The 13,442-nt window shown below is 37.7% G+C and carries 14 protein-coding genes and 4 pseudogenes; 11 read left to right on the top strand and 7 right to left on the bottom strand.

The genetic code is table 11. The features are described 5' to 3' along the window. Positions 1-4: 4 nt before the first annotated feature. On the top strand, positions 5-1,081 hold the full coding sequence (degS, locus tag ARADI_RS09165) for an outer membrane-stress sensor serine endopeptidase DegS (protein ID WP_119711858.1): 1,077 nt from the start codon (positions 5-7) through the stop codon (positions 1,079-1,081). Positions 1,082-1,135: 54 nt separating this feature from the next. Here the strand turns inward: degS and murA are convergent, their stop codons facing one another. The 7 genes from murA to mlaF form a co-directional block, all read right to left on the bottom strand. Further along, positions 1,136-2,401 (bottom strand): UDP-N-acetylglucosamine 1-carboxyvinyltransferase, encoded by a 1,266-nt coding sequence (gene murA / locus ARADI_RS09160; protein ID WP_119711857.1) that lies wholly within the window; start codon positions 2,399-2,401, stop codon positions 1,136-1,138. A gap of 51 nt (positions 2,402-2,452) precedes the next feature. Next, entirely contained in the window at positions 2,453-2,707 is a 255-nt protein-coding gene (ibaG, locus tag ARADI_RS09155) for a BolA family iron metabolism protein IbaG (protein WP_119711963.1), read from the bottom strand. Between the two features lie 147 nt (positions 2,708-2,854). Then, entirely contained in the window at positions 2,855-3,139 is a 285-nt protein-coding gene (gene mlaB / locus ARADI_RS09150) for a lipid asymmetry maintenance protein MlaB (RefSeq protein ID WP_119711856.1), read from the bottom strand. Continuing rightward, the gene (mlaC, locus tag ARADI_RS09145; RefSeq protein ID WP_119711855.1) at positions 3,136-3,768 is read right to left on the bottom strand and encodes a phospholipid-binding protein MlaC; all 633 of its coding nucleotides are present in this window, start codon (positions 3,766-3,768) and stop codon (positions 3,136-3,138) included. The genes mlaB and mlaC overlap by 4 nt, the downstream gene beginning before the upstream one ends. A 37-nt stretch (positions 3,769-3,805) precedes the next feature. Continuing rightward, on the bottom strand, positions 3,806-4,339 hold the full coding sequence (mlaD, locus tag ARADI_RS09140) for an outer membrane lipid asymmetry maintenance protein MlaD (protein ID WP_119711854.1): 534 nt from the start codon (positions 4,337-4,339) through the stop codon (positions 3,806-3,808). A 3-nt stretch (positions 4,340-4,342) separates the two neighbouring features. Further along, on the bottom strand, positions 4,343-5,128 hold the full coding sequence (mlaE, locus tag ARADI_RS09135) for a lipid asymmetry maintenance ABC transporter permease subunit MlaE (protein ID WP_119711962.1): 786 nt from the start codon (positions 5,126-5,128) through the stop codon (positions 4,343-4,345). 7 nt (positions 5,129-5,135) lie between these two features. Beyond that, the gene (gene mlaF, locus ARADI_RS09130) at positions 5,136-5,939 is read right to left on the bottom strand and encodes a phospholipid ABC transporter ATP-binding protein MlaF (protein WP_119711853.1); all 804 of its coding nucleotides are present in this window, start codon (positions 5,937-5,939) and stop codon (positions 5,136-5,138) included. 306 nt (positions 5,940-6,245) lie between these two features. Here mlaF and kdsD point away from each other — a divergent pair, with 306 nt between their 5' ends. From kdsD to npr, 10 genes and pseudogenes are all read left to right on the top strand, one after another. After that, entirely contained in the window at positions 6,246-7,214 is a 969-nt protein-coding gene (kdsD, locus tag ARADI_RS09125) for an arabinose-5-phosphate isomerase KdsD (RefSeq protein WP_119711852.1), read from the top strand. Between the two features lie 16 nt (positions 7,215-7,230). Further along, positions 7,231-7,794: pseudogene (gene kdsC / locus ARADI_RS09120) on the top strand (3-deoxy-manno-octulosonate-8-phosphatase KdsC). Positions 7,795-7,811: 17 nt separating this feature from the next. Next, a complete protein-coding gene (gene lptC, locus ARADI_RS09115) occupies positions 7,812-8,405 on the top strand; it encodes an LPS export ABC transporter periplasmic protein LptC (RefSeq protein WP_119711851.1) in 594 nt (197 codons plus the stop codon). Position 8,406: 1 nt separating this feature from the next. Continuing rightward, positions 8,407-8,962 (top strand): annotated as a pseudogene (gene lptA, locus ARADI_RS09110) (lipopolysaccharide ABC transporter substrate-binding protein LptA). A 6-nt stretch (positions 8,963-8,968) separates the two neighbouring features. Next, on the top strand, positions 8,969-9,694 hold the full coding sequence (gene lptB, locus ARADI_RS09105) for an LPS export ABC transporter ATP-binding protein (protein WP_119711850.1): 726 nt from the start codon (positions 8,969-8,971) through the stop codon (positions 9,692-9,694). A 63-nt stretch (positions 9,695-9,757) separates the two neighbouring features. Further along, positions 9,758-11,199: pseudogene (locus ARADI_RS09100) on the top strand (RNA polymerase factor sigma-54). Between the two features lie 25 nt (positions 11,200-11,224). Continuing rightward, positions 11,225-11,511: pseudogene (gene hpf, locus ARADI_RS09095) on the top strand (ribosome hibernation-promoting factor, HPF/YfiA family). A 120-nt stretch (positions 11,512-11,631) separates the two neighbouring features. Further along, positions 11,632-12,099: a PTS IIA-like nitrogen regulatory protein PtsN gene (gene ptsN, locus ARADI_RS09090; RefSeq protein WP_119711849.1), complete on the top strand. Its 468-nt coding sequence runs from the start codon at positions 11,632-11,634 to the stop codon at positions 12,097-12,099. Positions 12,100-12,166: 67 nt separating this feature from the next. Next, complete coding sequence (gene rapZ / locus ARADI_RS09085) at positions 12,167-13,021, top strand: RNase adapter RapZ (RefSeq protein WP_119711848.1); 855 nt, start codon at positions 12,167-12,169, stop codon at positions 13,019-13,021. Next, positions 13,018-13,290, top strand: a complete 273-nt coding sequence (npr, locus tag ARADI_RS09080) for a PTS phosphocarrier protein NPr (RefSeq protein ID WP_119711847.1) — start codon at positions 13,018-13,020, stop codon at positions 13,288-13,290. The genes rapZ and npr overlap by 4 nt, the downstream gene beginning before the upstream one ends. Positions 13,291-13,442 lie beyond the last annotated feature (152 nt).

Raw genomic sequence — 13,442 nt, 5'->3', positions numbered from 1 at the left:
TACTATGTTCATCAAGCTTTTTCGTGCCGTCATTGTAGGGCTTGTTATCGCTACTATTTTGCTAATGGCTATTCCATCTATACGCCCAAAAGGACTCACTGACCTCCTCGACGGTAAAAAAGATGATCAACCAATTAGTTATAGTAAAGCGGTACGTAGAGCAGCACCGGCTGTTGTCTATGTTTATAGCAGCGGGACCGGTAGTTTTTCCCAAAATGGGCGTGAATTAACTGCATTAGGCTCTGGTGTCATTATGAGCAGTAACGGTTATATTATTACCAACAGACATGTCGTTAATAACGCAGATCAAATTCAGATTGCACTACCTGATGGATTAATTTTTGACGCACTCATCGTTGGCTCAGATAGCTTAACAGACTTGGCTGTTTTAAAAATAGACGCCGAAAATCTTCCTGTGATTCCGATTAACCCACAACGTAAAGCGCACGTTGGCGATATCGTGTTAGCCATCGGTAACCCATATAATTTAGGACAAACAGTGACACAAGGAATTATTAGCGCCACCGGACGGGTAGGGCTAAGTCCTACCCGCCGACAGAATTTTCTACAAACCGATGCGTCTATTAATCATGGAAATTCAGGCGGAGCGCTAATTAATACTGAAGGTGAATTAATAGGAATTAATACACTCTCATTTGATCATTCAGAAAATGGTTTTACGCCTGAGGGGTTAGGTTTTGCTATTCCAACAGAATTAGCAACTACAATTATGGAAAAACTTATTCGTGATGGGCGAGTGATCCGTGGTTTTATCGGTATCACTGCGCGAGACTTACCCCGTATTCGCTCTAACAATAACGATATTAATCAAATTAAAGGGCTACGTATTTTTCAGGTCGCGGCAAATGGCCCGGCTGAAAATGCCGGTATTCAAGTCGGTGACATTATTATTTCTGTTAATGATCAACCGGTTATCTCGGCTGCGGAAACAATGGATCAAGTTGCTGAAATTAGTCCGGGCAGTAGTATCGTCCCTGTCACACTACTACGTAACGAAAAAACAATGACTGTCCACGTTAAAATTGAAGAGTACAATGAAGGTAAATCATTACTAAAATAAGTAAGAATCAGCAGTCTAACTAAGCTACTGATTTTTACCTTAGTAAATAATAGATTATATTTTCTTTACAGTAATACGTTCTATATTGGCCCCTAAACTACGCAGCTTCTCTTCTATTTTCTCATATCCCCTATCGATATGATAAATCCGATCAACAGTTGTTTTTCCTTTCGCAATACATCCAGCAAGTACTAAACTAGCAGATGCCCGTAAATCAGTAGCAATGACTTGTACACCCATAAGTTGTTCAACACCATGACAAACAACGGTATTTCCTTCTATTTCCGCATGGGCTCCCATACGAATTAACTCTGGGATATGCATAAAACGATTTTCAAAAATAGTTTCTGTTATTATACTAACACCTTCAGCCACTAAATTAAGTAAGCTAAATTGTGCCTGCATATCGGTTGGAAAGCCCGGATACGGTTCTGTTCTGATAGTCACTGCTTTTGGCCGCTTACCATGCATATCCAGTTGGATCCAATCCTCGCCAATTTCAATCTCTGCACCCGCTTCACGTAATTTAGCTAATACTGCATCCAATGTAGCTGGTTTAGTATTACGGCAAATTACTTTACCTCCAGAGATAGCCGCTGCAACCAGGAAAGTACCTGTTTCAATCCGATCAGGTAAAATTCGATAAATACCCCCACCTAAGCGGGCAACTCCTTCAATAATAATACTGTCTGTACCTGCACCCGTGATCTTTGCCCCTAATGAATTTAAAAAGTTTGCTGTGTCTTCAACTTCAGGTTCACGAGCTGCGTTTTCAATAATGGTTTTTCCCTCTGCCAGAGTTGCAGCCGTCATAATAGACACGGTGGCGCCAACACTAACTTTATCCATAACAATATTGGCGCCTTGTAAACGACCATCGACCGATGCTTTAACATAACCTTCATCTAAGGTCATTTTGGCACCAAGTTGTTCAAGCCCGGCAATATGCAAATCAACTGGACGGGCACCAATCGCACATCCTCCCGGTAAAGATACTTGGCCTTGACCGAAACGAGCCACTAATGGCGCCAAAGCCCAAATAGATGCACGCATCGTCTTAACTAATTCATAAGGAGCACAAAATTTATTAATACCACGTGCGTCAACAAAAATAGCGCCATTACGCTCAACTTTTGTACCTAACTGATTAAGTAATTCAATTGTTGTATCAATATCTTTTAGCTTTGGAACATTTTGTAATTCAACGGGTTCTTCTGCTAAAAACGATGCGAACAATATCGGTAGTGCCGCATTTTTTGCACCAGAAATCAAGACCTCCCCCATCAAACGAGTTGGCCCCTTTAATCGAAACTTGTCCATCTAGAAATTCTCTATGAGTAATATTTATATTATTAATACAAAAGTATAATCTTAAAAACCATCAAGCTTACGATCTCTTTTCCATTCTGCGGGGGTATAAGCTTTAATTGATAATGCATGGATCCGATTATCTATAATATATTCCATTAGTGGTGCATAAATTACTTGCTGCTGCTTAACCCGACTCATACCATCAAATATCTCACCAACAGCAATTATTTGAAAATGACTACCTTCGCCATTGACAATCACTTCATCAAGTTTCAATTGTTCTATTAATACTTGCTTTATTTCATTTGTATCCATAATTAAACTCAATTCTAACATTAAAAGACAATCCATCTATCCTAATCGATCTATCATCTACTGCAAATCAAACAAAACGCGCTTGGTATAAAAATGCACAAGAGCGTTTGCTTTATATATAAACTATTTTTAAAATTTATGACCCAATTAGTTCATAAAATCCTCAAGTTTATAAAGCCTAATAAGAGTCTTAAAACGCTCACTAATACCTTCAAATACCCATTCATTCTCTGACTGCTGTTCTGATTTTAACCTAATAAACATAGCGAGTCCGGTAGAATCGATATGAAATAACTGAGAAACATTAATCGCATTAATACCTTTTAGCAACTGATTTCTCTGTTGCCAAAAAGCGGGTAGAGTATCACGATCAAGCTCACCGGTTAAAATCAACATTTGACCTTTCTGCTCCCAAGTCAACATGGGAATCATGATTTTTTATTTTCCAGCGTAATGGGATTTTTTACACTATTGAGCAAGACTTGTGTCAAGCCGTCAATACCTTTGGTATGTAAAATATTAGCCCATTCGTTTTGTTTAGTTGTAATTAAACTAACACCTTCAGTAATCATATCATAAGCCTGCCAATAGCCAGTTTTGCTATTTTTACGCCATTGAAAATCAAGACGTACCGGTGGTCGGCCCTGTGGATCGGTAATTGTTACCCGAATAGCAACCACATTCCTATCACCCAGTGGCTGTTCAGGCGCAATTTGATATTGTTGTCCATGATACATTACCAAAGCTTGCCCATAAGCTTGTTCCAAATAGGCTTCAATCGCCTGAAAATAAGCATCACGTTGTGACGGGTTTGCACTACTATAATAAGATTCTAAGACTAATGCTCCTATATACTTAATTTGTACATAAGGCATAAGTTCTTCACGAACAACCCTGCGTAAGTAATCTGGATTTTGCCGGATCATAGGCTGCTCGTTTTTTAAGCGAGTAAAAGTTTTAGCAGCTGCTTCTTGCATCAATTTATATGGGTTGGTTTGATCTATCGCCATCGCAAACGGAGCAACCACTAACAAAGCCACTATTAAGAAACATTTAAACATAAAATAGGTTCCTTTTCTTATCATATTAGATTGTTCATCATAGTGTCGTGGAAGATTTTTCGTTATTTCCGGAAACAGAGCTTGCTCTATTCGAACGATTAGGATCGCCACTTCTATATAAGAATTGCCCAATCAAATCTTCCAATATTATGGCCGGTTTAGTATCTTCGATGTGCCCACAGTCCTTAAGAAAGGTAATTCCCATATCCGGATCATAAAAACCCACATTAAGTGCTAAAAACTGCTCACCTAATAATCCCGCAGTAAGTATCGACAATGAGCTGTTATCAGGAATATTATCATATTGACTAAAAATCGCTAAGGTAACACGTGGCGTATAAGTTTTCTTATCCAACATAATATCGACTATTCGGCCAACCACCACACCGCCTATCTTTACCGGCGAGTTTACTTTCAATCCGCCTACATTGGTAAAAGAAGCAGTAACTTTATAAGTTAGTTGATTACCAAATGATTTAATATATGCAACTTTTAAACATAAAAAGACAATCGCAGCTAATGCAATAAAAACAAATAGTCCAACTAGAATTTCACTTTTCTTACTTTGCATGAATTAATTCCCAAACATCAGTGCAGTAAGCACAAAATCTAAACCCAATACAGCTAATGACGAATGAACAACAGTTCTGGTTGTTGCACGACTTATCCCTTCCGATGTTGGGATGGCATCATAACCATTAAATAAAGCTATCCAACTGACTGTAAAAGCGAATACCACACTTTTAATAAAACAGTTGAGAATATCCTTTTTCCACTCAATAGCAGATTGCATCGATGACCAAAAAAAGCCTTCATCAATTCCTTTCCAATCAACACCGACTAGCGCAGCACCACCTAATATGCCCACGGCGACAAAAATTAATGCCAGTAATGGCATACTGATCAGTCCCGCCCAAAAACGCGGTGCGATCACTCGACGCAATGGATCAACCGCCATCATTTCCAAACTAGAGATCTGCTCTGTTGCTTTCATCAATCCTATTTCTGCCGTTAATGCAGAACCTGCTCTGCCAGCAAATATAAGTGCGGTCACCACTGGCCCTAGCTCCCTTAGTAAAGAAAAAGCGACCATCATGCCAAGACTGGATTCAGCACTAAACATAGTCAAGACTAAATATCCTTGTAAACCAAGTACCATGCCAATGAATAATCCTGAAACAGCAATAATTAATAAAGATAAGACTCCTACATTGTAGAGCTGTTTTATTAATAATGGCCATTGTTTTGCAAATTCAGGTTTGCCAAATAAAGCCCGACATAACAAATAGCCAGCACGACCAAATGTCGACACCATAGCTAGTGAACGATGGCCTAATGCGGCTAATGTATCAATTAGTATCATCCCATCACCCTAATAAATCTGCTGCATAATTTCCTACCGGAAACTTAAATGGTACCGGACCATCTACTATACCATCAAGAAACTGCCTAACCCGCGCATCCTTATTTTGTTGCAATTCTTTCGCTGTGCCTTCAGCAATAACATGTTGCTCTGCAACAATATAAGCTTTATCCGCTATGCTCAACACTTCTGGCACATCGTGAGAAACAATAACACAAGTAATACCTAATGCATGATTAAGTTCATCAATAAGTTTAACCAAAACTCCCATGGTTATCGGATCTTGCCCAACAAAAGGTTCATCAAATAAAATTAATTGTGGATCAAGGGCAATAGCACGTGCCAATGCTGCTCGTCGCGCCATACCACCTGATAGTTCAGCCGGCATAAGATTGGCCGCACCTCTTAACCCGACTGCTTCTAGTTTCATCATGACCACTGTTCGAATAATTTCTGCTGCTAAAACAGTATGTTCACGTAAAGGAAAAGCAACATTGTCAAAAAAATTCATATCAGTAAACAAGGCACCTGACTGAAACAACATACTCATTTTCTTGCGAGCAACATAAAGTTCCGCGCGTGATAGTGTTGGAATATTAACACCATCAAACCAAATTTCTCCCTTATCCGACTGTAATTGTCCACCAATCAAACGTAGCAACGTTGTTTTTCCAATACCTGATGGCCCCATGATTGCCGTAATTTTTCCCCTGGGGATCGTCAAGCTCATATCGGTAAAAATCAGCCGTTGACCCCGAATAAAAGACATATCTTTGATTTTTATGATATCATCTGCAGACTTCTTCATGACGATAATAGCCTTTCTGTCTAATTATCATTTAAGTATATTTACTCACTATGGAACATATTACCTAAAAACTAGCATATATTCGCTATCAATATTATTGTCAATTTTACTTTTGCTCATTACATCGTCACAATAAACAAATTTTCAAATGTCATCATAGTGAAAAATGCTATTTTTTCTAATAATACAACGTACCGATAATATATTGATGACATTAATACAAAACGAGTAATATGAAAAAACGAGTCTTACTAAAGATCTATTAACCCATATAATTAAATTAGTTATATCAAATTGGAGAATAAAATGTCTGAAATTGATTTTCAAAAAACAGCGAAGAAGGTATTGGAGATTGAACGTAGCGGGCTTGCCAATTTGGAGCAATATATCAATGATGATTTTAACCAAGCTTGTGAACTGATTTTCAAATGTACTGGAAAAGTCGTTGTTATGGGGATGGGTAAATCAGGTCATATTGGCCGTAAAATTGCGGCCACATTAGCCAGTACAGGAACACCGGCTTTTTTTGTCCATCCAGGAGAAGCCAGTCATGGTGATTTAGGCATGATTAGTCGTCAAGATATTGTTCTGGCTATTTCTAACTCCGGTGAGTCAAATGAAATATTAGCACTTATTCCAGTGTTAAAACGCCAACATATTGCGCTAATTTGTATGACAAAAAACCCTGTTAGTAGCATGGGAAAAGCGGCAGATTTTCACCTTTGTATCAAAGTACCGCAGGAAGCTTGTCCTTTAGGTCTAGCGCCAACAACGAGCACAACCGCGATGTTAGTTATGGGAGATGCGATTGCAGTCGCTTTACTTGAAGTGCGGGGTTTTACCGCTGAAGATTTTGCACTTTCTCATCCAGGTGGCACATTGGGCCGCAAACTTTTATTAAGGGTGAGTGACCTAATGCATACCGGGAAAAATATTCCAAATGTCATGAAACAGGCAACATTACAGCAAGCATTAGTGGAAATTACTCGCAAAAAACTAGGTATGGTTGTGATTTGTAATGAAGAAATGCAAATTAAAGGTATTTTTACCGATGGTGACTTACGACGCGTCTTTGCAATGAATATTGACTTAAATAATGCTAAAATTATTGATGTAATGACAGCCGGTGGTATTAGGGTAAAACCCGATATGCTTGCAATTGACGCCTTAAATTTAATGCAACAACACCATATTACTTCCTTACTGGTGGCAAAAGCAGATACACTTATTGGTGTTATTCATCTTCATGATCTTTTGCACGCTGGCATCATATAATTATTGGAAATAATACATGAATAATGATAATAAAATAACAACCTGTTATGGCCCAATAGACCAACATATCGTTGAAAAAGCACGTCTTATAAAATTACTAATTTGTGATGTTGATGGTGTCATGACAGATGGCTTAATTTATATGGGGAATAATGGTGAAGAACTAAAAGCATTCAATGTAAAAGATGGTTATGGTATCCATTGTTTACTGACCTCTGCAATTGAAGTTGCCATTATTACTGGGCGTAAAGCTAAATTATTGGAAGATCGCGCCAAAAAACTCGGTATTAATTAGCTTTACCAAGAGCAAAGTGAAAAAAAATTAGCTTATAATGATCTGATAACCCGATTAAAACTCCACCCTCAACAGATTGCTTATATTGGTGATGATTTAATTGACTGGCCTGTTATGTCGCATATAGGGCTTTCGGTTGCTGTAGCTGACGCGCATCCAATGTTGTTAAGTAAAGCGCATTATATTACATATCAAGCAGGCGGCAAAGGTGCAGTACGTGAAATTTGTGATCTGATCCTGCTTGCTCAAAATAAGATAGAAAATGCCAACGGCCTATCAATATAGGCAAAAACGAAACAACGATGAGCAAATTTAAGTTTTGGCTTAACATTATATTAACACTAATTGTTTTAGCGCTTATTGGCTGGAACTTAGCTGATTTTAATCAATCAAAAGCACCCGCTATGGTTGATAACAGCCAACCAAATTATCAAACTGGTAATGCCATTACCCATGTCTATGATCCAATGGGTAAATTGGCCTATAAGCTAATAACGGATGAGACGCACCACTTTTCGAGTAATAAAACCAGCTGGTTTATTAATCCAGTATTAACAACTTATGACCCAAAAAGTATCCCCGCTTGGGCCGTACGCGCCAATAAAGCCAAATTAACCAACGACAATATGCTCTATTTATATGGTAATGTTCAAGTAAATAGCTTAAATCCAACTTCAGATTTACAAAAAATTTTGACGGAAAATGTCATCGTTAACCTAATTACCCAGGATGTTTCATCTGATGATAAAGTCACAGTAATTGGTATCGGTTTACGATCAGTGGGTATGAAAATGCGCGGTAATATGAGAACGCATACCGCAGAGTTAATTGAAGATGTTAAAACCTATTATGAAATTCCCAATAAGCAAACAACAGCTCCCGAAGGAAACAACTAAAATGATATTGGCAAAAAAGATCTTCATTAATGTAGCATTGACTAGTTCAATATTGATATTAAGCTTGCCCGCAATAGCATTGAAAAGTGATTCTCAACAACTCATTCAGATTGATTCAGTTAAACAGTCACTTGATTTAGAAAAAAATATTACCACATTTACAGAAAATGTTGTTATAAAACAAGGTTCTATAGATGTTCTAGCTGATAAAGTCGTTGTCACCCGTCCGAACGGCGATGCCAAAAAGATGATTGTCGAAGCCTATGGTACGCCAGCCAATTTCTATCAATTACAAGATGATGGTAAACCGATCAAAGGTCACAGCGATAAAATACGTTATGAAATGGAGAAAGAACATGGTTATCCTAACGGGTAATACTTACCTTGAACAACTAGATAGCAATATTAAAGGTGACAAAATTACCTATTTAGTCCCAACACAACAAATGGAAGCATTTAGTGATAAAGGGAAACGAGTAACGACCATACTGTTACCTTCCCAATTACAAGAAAAAGGCTCTGAAGTAAAAAGTACAAATAATAGTAAGAATAAATAATAGAAAATGGCGAAATTAACTGCGAAACATTTGGCAAAAACATACAAAAACCGCAAGGTTGTTGAAAACGTTAGTCTGGAGGTCAGTTCAGGTGAAATCGTTGGTTTACTTGGGCCAAACGGTGCAGGTAAAACGACAACCTTCTATATGGTAGTTGGTATCGTTCCTCGTGATACTGGAAAAATTGCTATCGACGATGAAGATATTAGTTTGCTGCCGCTTCACGAACGGGCTAGTAGGGGAATAGGTTATTTACCACAAGAAGCCTCAATATTTCGCCGGCTAAACGTTTACGATAATCTGATGGCTGTATTAGAAATTCGTAAAGATTTAACATTCGAAAAAAAACAGCAACGTACCGAAGAATTGATGGAAGAGTTTAGTATTACTCATTTACGAAATAACCTCGGTCAATCACTTTCTGGCGGGGAGCGTCGCCGTGTAGAAATAGCCCGGGCATTAGCGGCTGATCCTAAATTTATTCTTTTAGATGAACCTTTTGCTGGTGTTGATCCGATTTCAGTATTAGATATAAAAAAAATAATCCAACACTTGAAAGATTATGGTTTAGGCGTACTAATAACTGATCACAATGTGAGAGAGACATTAGATGTCTGTGAACGTGCTTACATTGTCAGTCAAGGTTATCTTATCGCTCATGGAACTCCTAAAGCGATTTTAAAAAATGAACAAGTCAAACGCGTCTATTTGGGAGAAGGTTTCCGCCTCTAACCGTGACTAATTAAAGTTGGTAAATTTTTTATTATGTGATTCCCAAGAGACTAAGTCAATTTTATGAAACAGAGTTTGCAACTCCGACTCAGTAAGCAGTTGGCTATGACACCACAGCTACAACAAGCTATTCGTTTGTTGCAACTTTCAACATTAGAACTTCAACACGAAATTCAGCAAGCTCTTGAAAGCAATCCTTTACTTGAACAATATGACCTCTACCAGGAAATTGAAACATCAGATATTAATGATAACGAGCCAGCGGCACTAGATAGTTTTGACACCATCGAACAAAATGATGTGCCAGGCGGATTACCTTTAGATACTAATTGGGAAGAAATTTATCCCTCAGATAGCTATCCAACTCTAACCAATAATTTTAGTGACAATAATTTTCCTATCTACCAAGGAGAAACATTGCAAACGCTGCAAGATTATTTATCCTGGCAAGCATCATTAACACCTTTTACTGAAATAGATACCGCAATTGCCACCGCCATTATTGATGCTGTGGATGATTCCGGCTATTTAAGCACCACTATTGAAGATATTTACGCGGGTTTATAGCCCTAGCAGATATTACGCAGGAAGAAGTTGAAATTGTATTAAAACAGATCCAGCTCTTCGATCCGATTGGCGTCGCAGCCAAAAATTTAAAAGACTGCTTACTAATTCAGTTATCAGTGTTACCTCGCGAGACTCCTTTTCTAAAAGAAGCTAAACTGACAATTAATGACCATTTAAAATTACTTAGCAATCGTGATTTTCGGCAACTTAGCCGAAAAACCAAATTAAAAGAAACGGCCTTGAAAGAAGTTATCGCTATGACCCAACGATTAGATCCTAAACCTGGGCAAATAATTCAAACTAATGAACCACAATATATTATCCCTGATGCTTTGGTGCACAAAATAGATAATGACTGGCAAATAGCTCTAAATACTAAAAACATTCCACGCTTAAAAATCAATCAATATTATGCTTCTCTAGGTAAATACTCTGATAATGAAGAAGATAACCAATTCATCCGTAACAACTTATAAAATGCAAAATAGTTAATAAAAAGTTTAGAAAGTCGTAATGAAACTTTATTAAAAGTTGCCCAATGTATTGTTGAAAATCAGCAACAGTTTTTTGAATATGGTGAAGAGCATATGAAACCTATGGTACTAGCGGATATTGCTTATCAGGTTGATATGCACGAATCGACGATTTCCCGTGTCACATCGCAAAAATATCTACATAGTCCAAGAGGTATTTTTGAACTGAAATACTTTTTTTCTACCCATGTTAACACAGATACCGGAGGAGAAGCCTCTTCTATCGCTATACGCGCGCTAGTAAAAAAACTCATTGCGGCAGAGAACCCTGCAAAACCCTTGAGTGATAACAAATTAACGAGCATACTAGCAGAACAGGGTATTCAAATTGCTCGTCGTACAGTTGCTAAATATCGAGAGTCTCTATCCATTCCACCCTCGAATCAGCGTAAAAAACTGATTTAAATTAACTGAGAAGGAAGAAGATACTATGGAATTTCAAATTACTGGCCAAAATATTAAAATTACCGAAGCATTACGCCAAACCGCGGAAGAAAAAAGGTCAAAATTTGAACAATATTTTGACCATATCAATGCTATTCATGTGATGTTAAAAGTACAGAAATTTAATCAAATTGCTGAGGCAATGGCGAAAGTGAATGGAGCAGAACTACATGCTTCTGCTCAAGAAGATGATATGTATGCAGCAATTGATGCCATGGTAGAAAAAATGGCGCGCCAGCTTACTAAATCAAAGAAAAATTGAAACAACATTAATCTGTGTTATTAAACAACAAGGGTACTATGACGCTAAATATAGATTATCGATGTTAGTATCGTTCATGCCAGATATTCATTATGGATATCTGGTATAATTGCCCTAAGTGAATAAATCCAATGAACTGTGAAAAAAAATTATCATTAAGCTCGGTATTAACACCATCATGTACACTAAATAATGTACATTGTACGAGTAAAAAACGAGCACTAGAAATTATTAGTGAAGTTGCTGCAATTGCACTGAATGTACCTGAAAGTGTCGTTTTTGACTCATTATTAACCCGCGAAAAAGTCGGTACAACCGGTATCGGAGGGGGTATTGCAATCCCACATGGCAAATTAAATGAAAACAATTCATCCGACACAGTTGGTGTTTTTCTCCATTTAGATGAACCTATTGCTTTTGATGCCATTGATAATCAGTCAGTCGATTTACTGTTTGCGTTATTAGTTCCTTCAGAGCAATGTAAAACACATTTACATACTCTTTCTTTAATTGCCAAACAATTAGTTGATAAGAATCTATGTCGTCGTTTACGCGCTGCGCAAAGTAATGATGAACTCTATAAAATCATTACTGAATAACTGGTTTCTAAAAAATCTAAGCCAAATAATGATTTTTCATTGTGAAGAAACTTAAGGGGTATGACTCATGGTGCTGATGATAGTCAGTGGCCGTTCTGGTTCAGGTAAATCAGTTGCTCTACGGGCACTGGAGGATATGGGTTTTTATTGTGTTGACAATCTGCCCGTTATTTTACTGCCAGAATTAGCAAATTCACTTGCTAAACGACAAACTTCTGCCGCCGTGAGTATTGATGTTCGTAATATGCCAGACAACCCAACAATTTTCGAAAATGCGTTAAAAAATCTACCTGCTAGTTTTTCCCCACAATTACTTTTTCTTGATGCAGACCGTAATACACTGATCAGAAGATATAGTGATTCACGCCGTTTACATCCACTCTCCAATAAAAATTTATCATTAGAAAATGCTATTGATGAGGAAAATGATCTATTAGAACCACTCCGCTCACGTGCAGATTTAGTTATCGACACCTCTGAAATGTCAGTACATGAATTGGCTGAAATGCTTAGAGCACGTTTATTAGGTAAACGGGAACGTGAATTGACCATGGTTTTCGAATCCTTTGGCTTTAAACATGGTATTCCGATCGATGCAGATTATGTGTTTGATGTCCGTTTTTTACCTAACCCACATTGGGATCCTAAATTACGTCCTATGACAGGTCTCGATCGTCCTGTTGCTGCCTTTCTTGACCGACACACAGAAGTGCATAACTTTATCTATCAAACTCGTAGTTATCTTGAATTATGGTTACCCATGTTAGAATCTAATAACCGTAGTTATTTGACGATTGCTATCGGTTGTACTGGAGGTAAACACCGTTCAGTTTATGTTGCCAAACAACTGGCTGATTACTTTCGCTCTAGAGGCAAAAATGTTCAGTCGCGTCATCGGACGTTAGAAAAGAGAAAGTCATGACTGTCTATCACCGCATTATTATAAAAAATCAACAGGGTATGGATGCCAGGCCAGCAATGATGCTCTGTGAACTAATCCAACAATTTAAATCTACAGTGCTGTTGCGCAATTGCCATAATATAGAAGCTCAAGCAGATAGTGTTATAGCGATGTTGATGCTAGATTCAGAACAAGGTAGCTATATCGATTTTGAGGTAACCGGTCCCGATGAAGAAAAGGCACTAGCAGCAATTATTCAACTTTTTCATCATAAACTTGAAGATGATTAACCAGTCTTTTTCAAAAATTTAATTCAATCAACGTTATTAGACAGCCACCTTTCACCGCTATTAACTACCTCAATCTTAAGCGATATCTGCTAATACTATTATTCTCTCTATGTCATCTAATACGCTGTGGCAAATTGAGTAAAAGTCTTTCT

The organism is Arsenophonus endosymbiont of Aleurodicus floccissimus (genome assembly GCF_900343025.1).
Taxonomy (GTDB): Bacteria; Pseudomonadota; Gammaproteobacteria; order Enterobacterales; family Enterobacteriaceae; genus Arsenophonus.
This window is presented reverse-complemented; position numbering and strand designations above follow the sequence as displayed.

Coding starts and splice junctions, on each gene's coding strand:
- mlaC (WP_119711855.1), bottom strand. CDS start 3,768: ATGTTTAAATGTTTCTTAATAGTGGCTTTGTTAGTGGTTGCTCCGTTT.
- mlaB (WP_119711856.1), bottom strand. CDS start 3,139: ATGATTCCCATGTTGACTTGGGAGCAGAAAGGTCAAATGTTGATTTTA.
- npr (WP_119711847.1), top strand. CDS start 13,018: ATGACTGTCTATCACCGCATTATTATAAAAAATCAACAGGGTATGGAT.
- ptsN (WP_119711849.1), top strand. CDS start 11,632: ATGAACTGTGAAAAAAAATTATCATTAAGCTCGGTATTAACACCATCA.
- rapZ (WP_119711848.1), top strand. CDS start 12,167: ATGGTGCTGATGATAGTCAGTGGCCGTTCTGGTTCAGGTAAATCAGTT.
- kdsD (WP_119711852.1), top strand. CDS start 6,246: ATGTCTGAAATTGATTTTCAAAAAACAGCGAAGAAGGTATTGGAGATT.
- lptB (WP_119711850.1), top strand. CDS start 8,969: ATGGCGAAATTAACTGCGAAACATTTGGCAAAAACATACAAAAACCGC.
- ibaG (WP_119711963.1), bottom strand. CDS start 2,707: ATGGATACAAATGAAATAAAGCAAGTATTAATAGAACAATTGAAACTT.
- degS (WP_119711858.1), top strand. CDS start 5: ATGTTCATCAAGCTTTTTCGTGCCGTCATTGTAGGGCTTGTTATCGCT.
- mlaD (WP_119711854.1), bottom strand. CDS start 4,339: ATGCAAAGTAAGAAAAGTGAAATTCTAGTTGGACTATTTGTTTTTATT.
- murA (WP_119711857.1), bottom strand. CDS start 2,401: ATGGACAAGTTTCGATTAAAGGGGCCAACTCGTTTGATGGGGGAGGTC.
- mlaF (WP_119711853.1), bottom strand. CDS start 5,939: ATGAAGAAGTCTGCAGATGATATCATAAAAATCAAAGATATGTCTTTT.
- lptC (WP_119711851.1), top strand. CDS start 7,812: ATGAGCAAATTTAAGTTTTGGCTTAACATTATATTAACACTAATTGTT.